At 47.2% G+C, this 15,808-nt stretch carries 12 protein-coding genes; 1 reads left to right on the forward strand and 11 read right to left on the reverse strand.

Annotation, left to right across the window (positions count from 1 at the left end):
• Positions 1-22: 22 nt before the first annotated feature.
• From D328_RS0115795 to D328_RS0115840, 10 genes are all read right to left on the reverse strand, one after another.
• Complete coding sequence (locus D328_RS0115795) at positions 23-1,588, reverse strand: glycoside hydrolase family 43 protein (protein WP_018885993.1); 1,566 nt, start codon at positions 1,586-1,588, stop codon at positions 23-25.
• Positions 1,589-1,607: 19 nt separating this feature from the next.
• Positions 1,608-2,027 (reverse strand): hypothetical protein, encoded by a 420-nt coding sequence (locus tag D328_RS0115800; protein ID WP_018885994.1) that lies wholly within the window; start codon positions 2,025-2,027, stop codon positions 1,608-1,610.
• A gap of 4 nt (positions 2,028-2,031) precedes the next feature.
• Positions 2,032-3,003 (reverse strand): pectinesterase family protein, encoded by a 972-nt coding sequence (locus D328_RS0115805; protein WP_018885995.1) that lies wholly within the window; start codon positions 3,001-3,003, stop codon positions 2,032-2,034.
• Positions 3,004-3,274: 271 nt separating this feature from the next.
• Entirely contained in the window at positions 3,275-4,165 is an 891-nt protein-coding gene (locus D328_RS0115810; protein ID WP_018885996.1) for a dienelactone hydrolase family protein, read from the reverse strand.
• A 15-nt stretch (positions 4,166-4,180) separates the two neighbouring features.
• Positions 4,181-5,521 (reverse strand): glycoside hydrolase family 28 protein, encoded by a 1,341-nt coding sequence (locus tag D328_RS0115815; RefSeq protein ID WP_018885997.1) that lies wholly within the window; start codon positions 5,519-5,521, stop codon positions 4,181-4,183.
• Positions 5,508-6,665: a glycoside hydrolase family 88/105 protein gene (locus D328_RS0115820; RefSeq protein ID WP_018885998.1), complete on the reverse strand. Its 1,158-nt coding sequence runs from the start codon at positions 6,663-6,665 to the stop codon at positions 5,508-5,510. The genes D328_RS0115815 and D328_RS0115820 overlap by 14 nt, the downstream gene beginning before the upstream one ends.
• A 45-nt stretch (positions 6,666-6,710) precedes the next feature.
• Positions 6,711-8,222 (reverse strand): extracellular solute-binding protein, encoded by a 1,512-nt coding sequence (locus D328_RS0115825; RefSeq protein ID WP_018885999.1) that lies wholly within the window; start codon positions 8,220-8,222, stop codon positions 6,711-6,713.
• A 168-nt stretch (positions 8,223-8,390) separates the two neighbouring features.
• A complete protein-coding gene (locus D328_RS0115830; protein WP_018886000.1) occupies positions 8,391-9,902 on the reverse strand; it encodes an extracellular solute-binding protein in 1,512 nt (503 codons plus the stop codon).
• Positions 9,903-9,922: 20 nt separating this feature from the next.
• Positions 9,923-10,555, reverse strand: a complete 633-nt coding sequence (locus D328_RS0115835) for a YesL family protein (RefSeq protein ID WP_018886001.1) — start codon at positions 10,553-10,555, stop codon at positions 9,923-9,925.
• 30 nt (positions 10,556-10,585) lie between these two features.
• Positions 10,586-11,476 carry an ABC transporter permease gene (locus tag D328_RS0115840; RefSeq protein ID WP_081625292.1) on the reverse strand — a complete coding sequence of 297 codons (891 nt, stop codon included), beginning with the start codon at positions 11,474-11,476 and terminating at the stop codon, positions 10,586-10,588.
• Positions 11,477-11,826: 350 nt separating this feature from the next.
• Between D328_RS0115840 and D328_RS0115845 the strand changes: the two genes are divergently transcribed.
• Positions 11,827-12,711: a carbohydrate ABC transporter permease gene (locus D328_RS0115845; protein ID WP_018886003.1), complete on the forward strand. Its 885-nt coding sequence runs from the start codon at positions 11,827-11,829 to the stop codon at positions 12,709-12,711.
• A 347-nt stretch (positions 12,712-13,058) separates the two neighbouring features.
• On the opposite strand, the gene D328_RS0115850 is transcribed toward D328_RS0115845, so the two are convergent.
• Positions 13,059-15,305, reverse strand: coding sequence for an AraC family transcriptional regulator (locus D328_RS0115850; protein ID WP_018886004.1), 2,247 nt, complete (start codon positions 15,303-15,305; stop codon positions 13,059-13,061).
• Positions 15,306-15,808: the final 503 nt, after the last annotated feature.

Raw genomic sequence — 15,808 nt, forward strand, 5'->3', positions numbered from 1 at the left:
CAACTACTCAACGACTACTCAACTATGATCCAACATAGCTAAAATGCGAGAAGTCTGCGTAGCTACCGTTGAATTGCTGCATATCATGCACTGCAATCCCGACGAAATTTCCTGTGAAGCCTCCTGACAAGAAACTGATATTCTCCTCTCCGAATAGTGGCTTCCAGCCTTCCTCTTCACTCAGCTTATAATAGAATTGTCCAACCGTGTCGTGGACCTCTACAGCCAGTTCAACTGTACTATCCGCATCCAGCGGAATCATCTCCGGTACAAGTGAGAACGTATCTGCTTCACACTTCAGCTTGCGCAACACACGGCCATGCTGCTCGTCATGTGTAATGTAGGCATAAAGATAATTATCATCATTGAGGTATAACAGTAACCCAGCCATCTGCAGGTAACTATCCGGCTTATAATCTACTGCTGTCTCAGCCCGGAATTCCATGTCCGTCTGTCGGATTGCCAGCAGATGGTGACGGAACAAACTTTGCAGAGATTCGCCAGACACGACACGAAGGTAGCCAGGACGTGCCTTGAGGGAGCACCAGCTCTCATCAGGTAGAATTCTGGCAGTGTTCCAGTTTTTATGAAGCTGCGGGCCGTCGAAGTGGTCCTCGAAGCGATGTCCATCCTCTCTTGGCTTCACCTCGACCCCTTGTGGTGCAGGAACTCCAAGCTGTGGAGTATGTCCACCTGCAGTCAGGCGCAGCCAGCCGTCAGCATCCCAATATACCTGCTGAAGCGCGGTCTCACGCCCCAAAATAGCATACTTACCTTCTACCGGGCGAGTACACAAGTGTGCCATATACCACTCACCACCAGGTGTCTGTACAAGACTGCCATGACCAGCGCATTGCAACGGCCAATCCAGTCGGTCACTGGAGGTCAGCATCGGATTGAGCGGATCTACCTCATACGGACCTGTCAATTCCTTGGAGCGCGCAACCGTAACGGAATGCCCAATTCCAGTTCCACCTTCAGCAGTAATCAGATAATAATAGCCATTCAGCTTGTAAATATGTGGGGCTTCTGTCTTCTTGAGCGGCGTGCAATCGAACAGCTTTATCGGCTTGCCAACCAATTGCTTGGCGGCTGCATCATATTCCTGCATGACAATACCACTCGACTTGTTCCCCTCCGTAATCCGGTAATCCCACAAGGCATTCAGCAGCCACTTGCGGCCATCCTCATCATGGTACAAGGACGGGTCAAAGCCGCTGCTATTCAGGTAGATAGGCTCAGACCATGGTCCGGTAATCGACGGAGCTGTAATCAGGAAATTATGATCATCCTTGAACGGTCGTTTGGTGCTCTTCACATCGGTATAAAGGAGATAGAACAATCCGTCACTATAGCTGAGCTGTGGAGCCCAGATGCTACAGTTCTTCGCGTTGCCGCGCAGGTCTACCTGATCGGTCAAAATATCGGTGCAGTGCTCCCAATCAGCCAGATTCTGCGAGGAGTACACGCGTATACCAGGCAACCACTCGAAGCTGGATACAGCGATATAGTAGGTATCCTCTACACGCAGAATGCTGGGATCTGGGTTAAAGCCTCTTAGAATCGGGTTTTGGATCAGATGTGTCATCGTGTATACAATCTCCTTTTCATAAGTTCTGAGCCTGTTGTCTGCCACGCCAGATGCACAGGATGGCGGATACGAAGAAGAGGAAGGCTACCGGAAAGCCCAACATTTGCGTGCCGAGCAGTATCAACAAGCCAGCCAGACCATACAATACGGCCGCAATTACATACCGTCCCTTGCGTCCCAGGCTATAGCTTGCGAAGACAACCAGAATCAGGACAAAGGTGACGGTCGTGCCGAACCACGCACCTAGTGTCCGCAAGGCCTCATAGCTGTCCTCCAAAGTAACGGCTGTATTATTTTCACGCAGCATGGGGTACAGTGACGTCTCGAAGGTCTCAAGCGACATCTGTCCTATGACCACCGAGAACCCCCCCATGAATACCAATGCTACGATGGCGCCGAACCATCCTATTCCCAGTTCCCATCTCCGTGCCATCATGCCGTTATTCCCCTCTCTGCTTCCAGAAATGTTCGTCGAAAATATCTTCCTTGCGGAAGGTGCTTGCCTGGTTCTCATTCAGCTCTTCACAGGCCGCCCAGCCGACACGGGCGTCACTATTGCTACCCGGACCTTTGCTGCCGTATTCACCATAGACAGTAGTCTCTTCGTTCGCCGGATTATCCCAGTTGTCCCAGCCTCTCGGGTCAATATGGCTATCCAGCAAGCAATCCACGAATATCGTCTTGGCGTACTCACGCCAAGGCCTGCCTAGAAATACTGGGGTCATATCAGCCTCACCCGTCAGATAGCACTGATTAAAGACATAGCCATGCTCCTGTCCCTGCGGTGTCGATGCGGCGGTTACAAAACCTGCATGATTACGATCATGCCTCAGGCTACGGATTTCACAATGCTCAAAATAGGCTGTCGCTCCACCGAAAATAAAATCAACAGTACCCTCAATGTAACAGTTCTGATAGAGCTGTCTATATTGCTGATGGAACTCCTTCAGTTCAATTCCACCAAAGACGGTGCGTTCCTTGGGACGCGGTGGGAGCGGCCCAGTGAACAGCGTATCCTGATGGGCTTTCAACGAACAGTTACGGAAGATGGTGCGATCCGAGTGAGCCGTTACTGCAACGGCTTGCCCAACCGCTTCGCCTTGTCCTGCTGTATTGGATATGATCAGATTCTCAATAATCAGATCACTTCCTCCGAGAAATAGTGTAGCTGTAGCAAATGTGCCGATCTCGGCTCCAGTCTCATCCAGCTCACGAGCGTATCGATTCATGCGAATTTCTACTTCTCCCAGCCCAATGATATGTAGGCGAGAACGATAAATGCGCACTTCCTCTTCATATAGGCCTGCCATAATGTACAGCTTCTCCCATTGATCGGAGGGACGCTGCTCCAATGCATCAATCGCTTCCTGAATAGATGAATAATCACAAAATGTATGCTTACCAACGATCATAATGAGGTCGTTCCTTTCCTGGCAGATATCTGTTCAAGCCTAGTCATATAAGCAACTTCGATGATTAAATATGCGCTTATGCTGCACCCACATTCTGTCGAGTGCCATTTCTTAGATGCATTTCTAAAATACAGTCAGGTGAACAAGTTAACCTTGTTCACCTGGAGATTCAATGAGTCTGAACCGTACTGTGTTCACTAGAAAACATCCATGCTTGCCTAATTAGCTGACTTGTGCGGCAGCTAGCTGGGCGAACAGACTTTTCTGTAGTTTATAGATGTCTGGCAAGAAACTCCTGCCAGGCTACTCGCATTTCCAATGTCTCCATATGCCCTCCGCCGGTGTGGATGGGCTGCCAGTGCTCTGGGTAGCCTGCATCCTGATAAGCTACATGCAAGCCTTCCGCCAACAACTGTACTCCCTCCGGGGGACAGAGACGGTCATGGATACCGACGAGACTCATCCGAGCTCTAGGGACAATTCTTTTCTGGATATCAAGCGTTGTGAAATGCTTCAAGAGACCTGGAACATAGGAATAAAAGCCATGATGGTCCAGTCCACGCTTGGCAAGCAACGTCTCGGCATCCACTTGAGCACACAGATCTACGGTGACCTTGATCCGCTCATCAAGCGCTGCAAGCCACCAAGCCATCAAGCCCCCCATAGACATACCGATAGTTCCGATCCGGGAGGCATCGATATCCTCTCGATTCGACATGTAATCCACCAGGCGTTGATTGTCATACAGCATCATGCCCCACATGACCTGTCCCTTCCAGAGCATCTCCTTCACAATCTCACTTTCGGCCTTACCACTACGCTCATTGAAGCCCCACATATCGATGCAGCATGCCGCATAGCCCATACTCGTTAGGGTCTGGGCAAAGGACGGCTCCTGCAAATAAGCGCTGCTCTTGATAAATTCTTTACGGCCGTTTGTGTAATTGCCACCGTGGGAGTGATTGAACACCACGAGCGGAAATGGCCCTTTACCCTGCAACGGTACAGCCACATAAGCAGGCACAGGCTCCAGCCCATTAAGGTCGAGCAAGAGGGATTCCAGACGAAATCCCTCATGTTCTTCAACCTTCAGGGTGGTCGCATTGATCGGACGTTCCGCAGGCAGATCGCCCAGCAACAGCCTCAGCTGATCCTCCATCATTGCGCTGACCCCCTTTTATGTTCCTGCTGTAACCTCTACCTGCTCGACCAATTGCTCCGGCTTGGCGGTATTTCTGGATTCGCAATTCAACAGTTCTACCTTCTCACCGTTCTCAATGTAGAAGGCAGGTCCTTCATGATTTTCAATCGTTACCTGCTGGAAGCGAATATCTCTTACATTCCCAAGATAGAAGCCTCGGTTGTTCATATCCTCAATGCCCGTCATCATTGCAGGCTTGCCCGGGATTGCATTCTTCGCCATCGAGATATCGATATTGGAGAAGGTGATCTCCGAGATATAACGCTCTGCCAAGCCATACAAGAAGCCAGCAGCAGCATGGACGTTGCGAGCTGTAATATCGGCAAAATGAATACGACGGAAGCAAGGTGTCTCATCGGTAATCGGATAAGGGTTCTTATCCCATACGTATTTGTCCTTACCACGTGGTCCGCAGAAATAATACAGATTCAGGATGAACGGACAAATAACATCCTCCATGACGATATTGCTAATACGGATATCCTCGATGGTACCACCGCGTCCACGTCTGGACTTCAGACGAACGCCTCGATCTGTCTGCTTGAAGACACAATTGCTAATCGTTACATTGCGGATATCGCCGCTCATCTCACTGCCGAGCACAACGGCTCCATGACCATGCACCATAGTGCAGTTCGTAATCGTGATGTTCTCACAAGGTACCCGTTCAGCCGTGTCCTCTGTGCCTGCTTTGATCGCAATACAGTCATCGCCAACATCAATATTGCAATTACTGATTCGAACATTAGTACAGGATTCGGGATTAATACCATCTGTGTTTGGTGAATCCGCCGGATTGAGGATTGATACGTTATCCACCGTCACGTTGTAGCTCAAGATCGGATTAATCGTCCAGCTCGGGGAGTTCTGCAGGGAAATATCCCGAAGCGTAACTTTCTTGCAGTTGTAAAAACCGATCATGGTCGGTCTTGGCGCCTTCAATTCCTCTCTGCGGTTACGGAAGGTATCCCACCAAGGCTGTCCATTGCCTTCAATCGTTCCGCTACCTGTAATAGAGACGTTCTCCAGATCCTTACCGAAAATGCAGGGAGAATGCACCTCGCGGCGCACTCCTTCCCACCGGGATTCTACCATTGGAAAATCCTCAGGGTCTGTACTGAAGGACAACACAGCTCCCGGGCTTAGATGCAGCTCAATATTGCTCTTGAGCCAGATTGCTCCTGTCTTGAACGTACCAGCAGGCACGACTACTGTACCGCCACCAGCCTTACTGGCCGCATCAATCGCAGCTGCAATAGCAGCTGTTGCGACTCCGTCATGAGTAACTCCATAATCCGCAATATTATACACTGGCATTTTGTTCCTCTCCTGTTCTCAAGCCTTGGCGCTGCAGCCATTCATATTCTCCACAAGCCTGGAGGAATGCTCCAAAGCCCTTCTGATCATTCGTTACAATCGGTTCACTAATATAGTAAGCAAAGGTACCATCACGTTGATCCGCTCCGCCAAGTCCAGCCACCGCACAATTCTTGTTCAGGTTCACCCAACCTTCTTTGGTCTCGATCACGAATTCGGTGATAATGCCGTTGAATGCTTTCGTAAGTGTCGCTTCCCATGAGGAATCAAGTACGCCCAGACGGATTCCCTTAGCCAGTGCATAAGCAATCATGCTGGAAGCAGAAGCCTCAAGATAATTCCCTTTCCGCTCCGGTAAGTTCACTACCTGATACCAGACACCTGTTGCAGGGTCCTGATAAGCCTTGAGCGCAGTCAATGTATCATTAAGAATACGAACGAGCTCTTTGTAATCCTTGTGTTCCTCCGGCAACAGTGCAAGCACATCTACAAGCGCCATCACGAACCAGCCCATGGAACGTCCCCAGAAGTTCAGAGATAGCCCCGTCTCAGGATTACACCAAGGCTGCACACGTTTCTCATCCCATGCGTGGTACAGGAGGCCTGTCTCAGCATCCTTCGTATGCTTCTCACACAGAATGAACTGGGTGGTGACATCATCCATGCCCTCACCATTCTCGAAGGTCAGCAAATATTCCAGGTAGAACGGTGATGCCATATATAAGCCATCCAGCCAGATTTGATAAGGATAGATTTTCTTGTGCCAGAATGCACCCTCCGAAGTGCGGGGATGAGTCTTCAATTGCTCGCGCAGAAGCGCAGCAGCTTTCTTGTACTTCTCATGTCCAGTCTCCTTGTACAGGAGAAACAGAAGCTTGCCGTTATTGATATGATCAATGTTGTATTCATCCATACCATAACCGCGGATGCTTCCATCCTCTTGTACAAAATAGTCCAGCTGATTCTGAATGTAACGCAGGTATTCTTCATTTCCCGTCTGTTTCCACAGCAGCTCGAAGCCCTTTAGTACAACACCATAGTCGTAGGACCACTTGCGATTGTGGCCTCGATCGTCATAAATATTCGGCATTCTTTCCATGAATGATTTAGCTGTCTTCTCAGCCCAGTATTGCTTCTGCTCCACTCCTGATCCCTCCTGTCACAATCGGTTATACCCGCTGTGTTTTATTTATTTAGTCTTGGCATAGGCTTCTTCGTATTCCGTTTTAATCTGGTTACCACCAGCATTCTTCCAATTCTCTACCGCTGCTTTGAAGCCAGCTTCATCCATCTCGCCCATAATGAACTTGAAGGAAGCGTCAGTAATAATTTTTTCGAGCTCTGTACCTCTATCATTGGCTGTCGGAGAATCTAATGGAACAGTAGGGTCCAGGACAGCGTAATTAGAGTTCTCCTCAATAAGTTCATTGGACAGTGCCTTCTCAGGGTTGGCATCCTTCAGCGTATACGTTACTTCACTTGGTCTCGAGCTGGAGAATGGCTGTACATCCGCCTGCCACTTATCCTTGTCGATAATTTTGTAAGTGCCATTTTCATCAATCTCGTAGTGCTCTCCCTTAATACCGCCAGTCATATACATAAATGCTTCTTCATCAATGAGGTCGTTTACAAATTTCAGCAGGCGTTTCAGCTCTTCCTCGGATTTCACCTCGGATTTAGGGAACGCCAGTAAGCCGCCTACGCCACTGCCTTCAGACCAGATATGATACTGTCCGTCGCCATTAGAGATCTTGTTCACCGGCACCAGCTCCATACCTTCCTGCAAGCCTTGGGACAGGTTACGAAGGTTAGCAATGTCTACCATACCTGTGTAAATACCTGCACGACCTTGAGCGAATTGCTGCTGTTGGTCCGTCTTCGCTGTAACAGCAAAGTCCTTGTTCATGTATCCGTTAGTGTACAGATCTTTTTGATACTTGAGTGTCTCCAGATATTCAGGTGTTTCGAACTCAGGTGTAAATTTACCCTGGTCATCTACCATCCAGCCGTTCGGAGTACCGAAGTAAGAGCTCAGCGTCTTGAAGCTGCTATAACGAAGATCGGAACGATCTACGAACCCAGTAGTGTCGTTTTTGCCGTTGCCATCAGGATCCTGCTCTGTGAAGGCCTTGGCTACGTTATACAGCTCATCCAGTGTTGTTGGTACTTCCAGACCCAGCTTATCCAGCCAATCTTTACGGATGACCAGACCACCGCGAGCCAGATTCTTCTGGAATGGTACACCATACAGCACGCCATCAATCGAAGCGGCTTCACGTACATTTTGTGGAATCTTCGTCAGGTTCTCATATTCATCCAGGTACGGACTTACGTCCCAGAATAGGCCGGATTTAAGAGAGTTACGTACCGATGAGTTCGTCATCATGGTCAGCGTTACGATATCAGCCAATTGGCCTGAGGCCAGAGCTGTTGTAATCCGCTCTTCCTTGGAGGCATCAGGTACCCAGTTAAATGTAATTTTGGATTTGGTGTATTCCTCAAGCTTGGACTTCACGACATCCGTCGGTGGGGAAGCCGTATGAAGTACGTTCAGCCAAGTGAATTCCACCGTAGAATTAGGATCGTAAGCCGCATTTGAATCTCCACCAGGGGCTGCACTTTGGCTGCCACCTCCACAAGCTGTCAACAGTGTGCTGGTAAGCAGGACTGCTGCTGTAATACCACTAAGCTTCTTTTTCATGTTCCATTCTCCAATTCATGTGTATTGTGATGATTCATTCAGCATTTTTGCATCATTCGGAGCATAGCGCTATCGGTCACAATGAATAGATCAAAAAATGTACCTTGACCTATTCATTGTGGATTGAGCATGAGCTTGAAAGTCGCTAGTCGTATTTATGCAAAAATACTAGTTCTGAATTGCTTTGTAGGCAGCCTCATACTCTTGGATAATGGCATTACCACCGGATTTTTTCCAGTTTTCTACAGATGCCTTGAACTCCTCCAGACTAGACTTGCCAAGAATATATTTGTAAGTTGCATCCGTGATGATTTTTTGCAACTCAGAGCCCTGTGTTGTAAATGTATCGGAATCCAGCGAATAGGCCGGGTTCAGCACAGCGTAGTTCTCATTGTCGAGAATCAGTTCATCCGCTTTTTTCTTCAACGGATCTGCATCGTGAATCTCGTAACCAAATTCCTTCGGACGGCTTGCAGACAGCGGCTGCACCTCTTGCTGCCACAGCTCATTGTTCGTGATCGTAGTAGCTTTCTCAGCATCCACAGTATAGTGAACGCCTTCAATGCCGTACGTCATTAACGCGTAGACTTCTTCATCCAGCAGGTCGTTGACGAACTTCAGCAAGCGCTTCAGCTCAGCTTCATCCTTCACCTGGGATTTCGGGAATGCCAGCAAGCCGCCAATACCATTGTTAGCTGCCCAGATCGCACGATCTGCATCATTACCAGTGGTAGTAATGTTGTTAACAACCACGAGCTCCATATCATCCTGAATGCCTTTAGCCATATTCAGCAGGTTCTTACTGTCGAACAGGGCACCTACATAGATACCGGCCTTCCCTTGAGCGAAGCTTTGCTGCTGATCCGTCTTGGCTGTAACTGCAAAGTCTTGGTTAATGTAACCGCTCTCATATAATTGTCTCATATAATCCATGGTAGCCACATACTCGTCTGTATCGAACTCCGGTATCATTTTACCGTCTTCAGTAACTTTCCAGTTGTTAGGAGTTCCGAAGTAAGAGCCGAGTGTCTTGAAGGCACCATAGATTAGGTCATTCCGGTCTACGAATCCCGTTGTATCCTTTTTACCGTTACCATCTGGATCTTGCTCTGCAAACGCTTTGGCCACAGCCATCAGTTCATCGGTAGTCTTCGGTACTTCAAGCCCCAGCTTGTCGAGCCAATCCTTACGGATCGTTACCCCGTTACGAGCAAGCGACTTCTGGAATGGAACACCGTACAGCTTGCCAGCGATGGATGCAGAATCACGCGTATCCTCCGAGATTTTTGCCAGGTTCGGGAATTCATCGAGATACGGTCTAACCTCCCAGAACATCCCTGACTTGAGTGCATTACGGACTGAGGAATTATCCATCATCGTTAGCGTTACAATGTCAGCTAGCGAGTCGGATGCAAGCGCTGTATTAATTCGTTCCTCCTTGGAGGCATCCGGAATCCAGGAGAACTGAATTTCCGTATTCGTCTTCTCTTCAATCTTGTCGACAATCGTGTCTGTAGGTGGAGATGCTGTGTGCAGAATGTTAAGCCATGTAATCGTGGTTTTGCCGTTTTCCCCTTCACTCGTGCTCGAAGCGCCTTCCTGCGCGCCACCGGCACAAGCCGTCAATAGTAAGCCGCTGCAGAGCATTAATGCCATACACTTCTTTACCATTGTCTTCATGTTTGTTTACAGCCCCTTTATTATTTTTGCAAAGCTATATCTTCCTCTTTCGCCACAGCTTTTCGTTCCATTCTGCTGAACACCTGATGCGTCATCCACATGACCAGATATCCGATCAGGCTCGCTCCGGCAAAAGTAAGAATTCCAGGGAATAGATTAAGAATCAGGAAGTAAATCAGGGCAATTCCCACCATAAGCACCAGGGTATACTGTAAATTAGAGAATCCGATGATCAATGACATTCTGACCTTCAGCCAGATTCCCTTCCAGTCATAATGACTTACCAGCGGGAAAATATACAGCAGTGAAATCAGATACAGGAAAATCCCCACAAAAATGACGACACGCAGATACCATGAACTGATATTCGCCAAGTCGATATAGAGCACATAGCCGACAACCGTATAGATCAGACCGAGTATAGAGCCTTCCTTGAAGCTTTCCTTGTAATACTTCACGAAGGAAGTGAATACAGGAACCTCTTCATTCCCGCGAATCCACTGCCGTAGCACACTCATCATAGCGATGGTTGCCGGCCCGATCCCGAACAGGACCAGACCCAGCAGTGTACCGCCAGTCCACAGCAGGTTCAGATAGACCAAGCGAAGTATCCTCATACACCACGCATTGACCGTTTCCACAAATTGTATCATTTTACATCCTCCCCTGCTGTAGTAAATATCTTAGTAGACTCCGTCTTCGCCCATCTTCTTCGCGAGCTTATTGGACAGCACAACCAGAACCAGACCTACCACGCCTTTGAACAAACCGACGGTGGTACTGAAGCTCAATTGTCCGTTACGCAAACCCGCTGTATAGATATAGGTGTCAAAAATTTCGGCAACCTCACGGTTCAGTGAATTCAGGAGCAGGTACATATGCTCGAAGCCCAGATCCAGTGTATGCCCAATCTTGAGAATCAACAGTGTGATAATAACCGGACGGATGGCTGGCAGTGTCACGTGCCATGTCTTTCTCAGACGACTTGCTCCGTCCATCTCTGCTGCTTCATACAGCTGAGGGTCAACTACTGTAATAGCTGCCAGATAGATGATCGTTGACCAGCCAAGCTCTTTCCAGATGATCTGCCCGATATATACGGTACGCAGCCATTCCGGAGAGGTAAGGAAGCTGATTTTCTCCCCGCCCAGAGCAGCGATCATTTCATTGATAACCCCACCATCCACTGTCAGGAATACATAGGAGATGGATACGATGATAACCCAGGACATAAAGTGAGGAATGTAAATCACCGTCTGGATTACGTTCTTGAAGAGCTTGTGTCTCACCTCATTCAGCATCAGAGACAATATAATAGGTAGCGGGAAAAAGATTACGATGTTCAAGGCGAACAAAATCAGTGTATTACTTAGTAGCATAAAAAAGGTTGGTTCCGTAAAGAGGCGAATAAAGTGCTTCAATCCTACCCACGGACTACCCATGATTCCGAGGTATGGCTGATAATCCTGAAATGCGATAATCAGACCACCCATCGGCAGGTACTTAAAGATGATGAAATAAATCAATCCGGGAAGTACCATGAGATACAATAGTGCGTTTCGTTTCATACCCATGAACTGGCTGGTGCGTCGTTTCTTTTTAATGTTCACATCCACAGCTGTGACATTTGCTTTCACTGGGCAACCTCCTTCATCAACGTTCCGTTTACATGCCTCAGCTTACTGGAACATTGGCATTCCGTACATAATCATCTCGTGATAGCGCTTGCAGATCCCTTGTGGTTGCAGCGTTTTTCCCGTATACACATCATTTGAGGATTATCCAACAACATAATGATTATCCCGTTAGGCCCCCGCTCGATACCAGTCATAGCATGGACAATCTCGCCTGCGGATTATATACGGAATCCCCCATGCTTGGTAAAGTTAACTTATAAATGATTTCTACTCTAGGAGGTTAACGCATGGCATCAGCATCCTTCAAAAAGCAGACCGCAAGCAACCTTATATTTACGGTTGTGAACAATTCCTTGCTGGTCATTATCGCTCTCGCTTGTCTACTACCCTTTGTAAACGTTATCGCCAGCTCATTCGCAACGACTCAGGAGGTAGTAGCCAAGAAATTCATACTATTCCCTACTACGTTCTCGTTGGATGCCTATCAGTACATTCTTTCCACGCCAACGATCTTCAAGGGCCTAAGTGTCTCTATTGGCGTAACATTAGTAGGTACATTAGTAAGTATGGTCTTAACTGCATTTATGGCTTACGCGCTGTCCAGACAGTACCTAGTTGGACGTGGGGCTATCAACTTCATCATCGTGTTCTCCATGCTCTTCAGCGGTGGTATGATCCCTACATTTCTCGTAGTAAAAAGCATGGGTCTAATCGATTCCTACTGGTCGCTGATCATCCCGGTTGCCATTAATGCCTTCAACTTGATCATTATGCGTAACTTCTTTCAGGCGCTCCCTGAAAGTCTTGAGGAATCTGCCAAGATGGACGGTGCCAATGACTTCGTCGTCTTCTTCCGAATCATGCTGCCGCTGGCCCTGCCATCCATTGCAACGATCTCACTGTTCTACGGTGTAACTTACTGGAACACTTACATGAATGCGATTCTCTACATTAATGACTCGACTAAATGGCCAATACAAATCCTGCTCCGCCAGATAGTCATCGTATCCAGTGGTATGCAGGCAGATTCAGGCTCGGTAGATGTCATACCACCTGCACAGACGATCAAAATGGCCGTTATCGTAATTGCAACAGTACCAATGCTCATTGCCTATCCATTCGTACAAAAACACTTCACTAAAGGCGCCCTGCTGGGTGCAGTAAAAGGTTAAGACATCAAGCAGCAAGTTTCCGACATCATCAGAAACTTGCTGCTTTTCTTTTTGAGGACTTACTGATCTAGCACGAGTCCCGATCCACTGGACATTTCACTACACTACACTACACTACACTACACTACACTACACTACACTACACTACCTAATGCACCACTCTACACTACACTACACTACACTACACTACACTACCTAATGCACCACTCTACACTACACTCATGCACTACTCTACGAGTTCTGCTTCTAATGAAAGCAGGACGGCAGGAGCCTAGGCACAAGAGGCCTCCAACGGAATCATACAATTCCAGGAAGCCTCTGCTCCTTCAGTATTCTACTGAAATTATCTAATTGGCCTGCTTGATCTTGCGATAAGCACCAGGCGTTACGAGCTCCTTCTTGCGGAATGACCGGATGAAGTTCTGAGGATTATGGTATTGAAGCCGTTCTGCAATTTCCTTAATAGTCATCTCAGTCTCTGTCAGCCATTTCTTGGCCATTTCCAGTCGATAGCTCATCAGGTAATCACTAAAGGTCGTCCCGAACTCCTTCTTGAAGATACTACTCAAGTAGTTAGGGTTGTAATGAAGGCGATCGCCAATAATCTCAAGAGAAAGCTCCTGATCATACTCCGTGCGAATAATATCGGCAATCTGCTCTGAGAGCCCACGGAACTGCTTGTTGGTCTTCTCCTTCATACATCGAACCATCGGGAAGATCGCCTCGTCCACTAGCAAACGCTCAATCTCCTCGGGATTGCGAATGCTCAGTAGTTTATGGTACAGAGCATGATTGTCATGAGTCAAGAGCACCTCAATGCCAAGCGTCTGCTCCAGTTGGATCAGGTTGTTCACCAGTCGAACTAGCATAACTTCAAAATTCATGGAATTCTTACTCTTCTTCATCAGTTCGGCCAGCAAAGGATAAAGATATCGGCTAACCATATCTTCATCCCCAAGACGGATCGCATCGAATAGCTGTGACTCCAGCTCTGCAGGATACTGCACCAGTACAGGTCCAGATACGACCTGAGAGATATCTTCATAGAAAATGATGGATTCCTTACCGAGATTGAGACGCTGATGGAGCGCTTGCTTACTCATCTCGCAGGCTTCCTTGCTTTCAAGCAGTTGATCATAGACCTTGCTAATGCCAATACTGACAGACAGATTAAGATATTCCTTAACACTCTTGATCAGGGATTTAGCATAAGCCAGCACCTGCTTATTCATCTCCTGCTCGCTTAGATCCTTGAACATCAGGATTGTAGCCTGCGTGTTCGAATTCAGGATAATCGGGAGCATGCGCTGTTCGGAAGGAACCACTTCCTCCGTGAGCTTATTAATGGCTATTAGCAGCACGTCCATATCCGTAGGCTCACGTTTTCCGAGATTATCCAGCTGAACTAGCACCGTCATGAATCTGTAGTGCTCCATATCTCTATATCCCAGGCGTGGCAGCTTGAGTCCAAGCTCCTCTGCAGTGACTCTATTGCGGAATAGATTAAGGATGAGCTGAGTCTCTAACTGCGGCATCTCAGACTCCATAAGAGTCTCAAGGCTTTCCTTCTCGGTAATGATGTTGTCTATTGAGTTCAGAATCCAGTCAATTTCATTTTTGGCTGCATCCTGTGTGTTCTTGGGAAGACTGCGCTTGATCTGTTGGATGGGCTTCGTGAAATAGACTGCAATAATGTAAGCTACCACCACCATAAGCAACACCAGTAGAACGCCCATAGCAATCAGACCAAACTTGGTCACTTTTAGGGCACTGGCGATCTCCTCCTGATTCAATACTGTCAAATAAGTCCAATTATTATAAGAGGATTTGGAATACATAATCATCAAAGGTCCGCCACGTTGTTGTTCAAGCGTGAGCTTCCCTCCGGCAGGTTCTGTTCCAACCGACTCCATAATCTGCTTAAGCTGGATATCCGACAATAGCCCCGGCGTCGGCGCCGTCTCATACATAAGAACACCTTGGCGATTCAGAATGTACACGTTGGTGTTCTCGTCACCGGAACGAATGGAGTTGTTTAACGTTTGCAAAGAAATATCTGAAAGTGCGATAGCCTGCTTTTTCTTAGAGAATACAGGTAATGTATTTACGAATTGTATTCCTCCATCTGTCTTTACCCAGAATTGAGAGCTGTTCTGATTCTCTATATAGGAAGCGAACATCTCTTTACGATCTTCGTCGGACAGGTAACTTAGCGTGCCATTGGCTACTTTCCAGTTCTTCTCCAGACTGATTAGGGAATACTCCGTTCCCTCCATACCCATCGTAGCAATATAATTCAATTGGGTGTTGACGTCCCTGTATGCAATAAAATCTTTCTCTGTAATTGGACTCAGGACGACATCCCGAAACGAGCTGGTGGTGCTATATGTGTTGAAGGCATATTCAATGGTCTGAATTTTCTGCTCCAAATTGTTCTTGATCTGTGTAATATAATTCTGTTTGCCATTCGCAACACTCTCTATGACTGAGTTAGTGGTATAAATATAGATATAGCTGCCGAAGCTAATAACAAGCGTTACACCGAGCACGAGAATCGGTAAAAAGATTTTGTAGAACATGATTCCTTTTTTCATGTAAATCCCCCTCAGGTCGTACCTATTACCAATTATAGCGTTTTCACGGATAGGTGCCAATTAAAATTTACCTACCCTCCGTTTTTGCAACCCCAGTCATGATCAGCCCCATTCTATTCAATTAGATAATTATAATAGAAGCACATGGATTATATTGTGAAGAAAATTACAAAGTTTTGATAATTTAATGTCCACTCCATTACTAGTCTATTGTGTGTTAACTGCACTATTGCATTTCAGATTTAGACATGATATATTGATTGAGGCATCAAACATTGATGAGTCAAGTATTGATGGGTCAAACAGTTCAGCAGAGCATGAACGATGTGAGCTGAATTTATATGTCCACACCTAATCTTGACATCGTACACTGACTTCTATTCTTCAAGCATGGACAACATGCGCAGGAATGAGCTAGTAGCTAACATGAACAGGCCTGTCATATATAGCTCGGCAATCCATGATTACTTTGACATCAGGCAAAGTTATAGTCCGGATATGTA

Source organism: Paenibacillus massiliensis 2301065 = DSM 16942, from assembly GCF_000377505.1.
In the GTDB taxonomy this organism is placed as follows: Bacteria; Bacillota; Bacilli; order Paenibacillales; family Paenibacillaceae; genus Paenibacillus; species Paenibacillus massiliensis.

What these genes read in the sequence shown, in the direction of transcription:
- D328_RS0115830 (WP_018886000.1), bottom strand. Translation starts at nt 9,902, where the DNA reads ATGAAGACAATGGTAAAGAAGTGTATGGCATTAATGCTCTGCAGCGGC.
- D328_RS0115805 (WP_018885995.1), bottom strand. Translation starts at nt 3,003, where the DNA reads ATGATCGTTGGTAAGCATACATTTTGTGATTATTCATCTATTCAGGAA.
- D328_RS0115850 (WP_018886004.1), bottom strand. Translation starts at nt 15,305, where the DNA reads ATGAAAAAAGGAATCATGTTCTACAAAATCTTTTTACCGATTCTCGTG.
- D328_RS0115825 (WP_018885999.1), bottom strand. Translation starts at nt 8,222, where the DNA reads ATGAAAAAGAAGCTTAGTGGTATTACAGCAGCAGTCCTGCTTACCAGC.
- D328_RS0115840 (WP_081625292.1), bottom strand. Translation starts at nt 11,476, where the DNA reads ATGGGTATGAAACGAAACGCACTATTGTATCTCATGGTACTTCCCGGA.
- D328_RS0115845 (WP_018886003.1), top strand. Translation starts at nt 11,827, where the DNA reads ATGGCATCAGCATCCTTCAAAAAGCAGACCGCAAGCAACCTTATATTT.
- D328_RS0115835 (WP_018886001.1), bottom strand. Translation starts at nt 10,555, where the DNA reads ATGATACAATTTGTGGAAACGGTCAATGCGTGGTGTATGAGGATACTT.
- D328_RS0115815 (WP_018885997.1), bottom strand. Translation starts at nt 5,521, where the DNA reads ATGCCAGTGTATAATATTGCGGATTATGGAGTTACTCATGACGGAGTC.
- D328_RS0115800 (WP_018885994.1), bottom strand. Translation starts at nt 2,027, where the DNA reads ATGATGGCACGGAGATGGGAACTGGGAATAGGATGGTTCGGCGCCATC.
- D328_RS0115795 (WP_018885993.1), bottom strand. Translation starts at nt 1,588, where the DNA reads ATGACACATCTGATCCAAAACCCGATTCTAAGAGGCTTTAACCCAGAT.
- D328_RS0115810 (WP_018885996.1), bottom strand. Translation starts at nt 4,165, where the DNA reads ATGATGGAGGATCAGCTGAGGCTGTTGCTGGGCGATCTGCCTGCGGAA.